Annotated in this window: 1 protein-coding gene; it reads left to right on the forward strand. The window is 65.9% G+C overall.

What is annotated here, in order from left to right; translation table 11 throughout:
- Window positions 1–42: 42 nt before the first annotated feature.
- On the forward strand, window positions 43–583 hold a 541-nt coding region (locus ENZ75_RS33695), incomplete at its 3' end, for a benzoate/H(+) symporter BenE family transporter (RefSeq protein ID WP_206617189.1).

Consider the following 583-nt stretch of genomic DNA (forward strand, 5'->3'; position numbering starts at 1 on the left):
GCTGGTGCGGGCCGTCGATGCGATGGCGCAGAGGGGAAACTGATGCGCCTTTCCATTCCGATATCCGCCTTCGTCGCGGCGATCGTCGGCTTCGGCGGCACGCTGGCCATCGTCATCGCCGCCGCCAACGCAGTCGGCGCGACGCAGATCGAGACGGCAAGCTGGGTGACGACGATCTGCCTGGCCATGGCGATCGAGAGCCTGTGGCTGTCATGGCGCACGAAAATGCCAGTCATCACCGCCTGGTCGACGCCGGGCCTGGCGCTGATCGCGGCATCGAGCGGCTTTTCGATGGGTGAGGCCGTCGCCGCCTTCATCGTCACCGGCGTCCTTCTGATCGCCACCGGGCTGTTTCGGCCCCTGACGAAGCTGATCTCGAGAATACCGCCTTCCGTCGCCTCGGGCATGCTGGCCGGTATCGTCGTCACCTTCGCGCTCAATGCGGTGAAGACCATTCCCATCGACCCGTGGCTGATCCTGCCGCTGATTGCAGCCTTCTTCGTCATCCGCCTGTTCAACCCGGCGCTGTCGGTGCTGGCGGTGCTGATCGGCGGTGGCCCTCCCCCTTTCCTCACCCGCCCTG

Source organism: Mesorhizobium sp. M7A.F.Ca.CA.002.04.1.1, from assembly GCF_004022805.1.
GTDB classification, from domain to species: domain Bacteria; phylum Pseudomonadota; class Alphaproteobacteria; order Rhizobiales; family Rhizobiaceae; genus Mesorhizobium; species Mesorhizobium ciceri.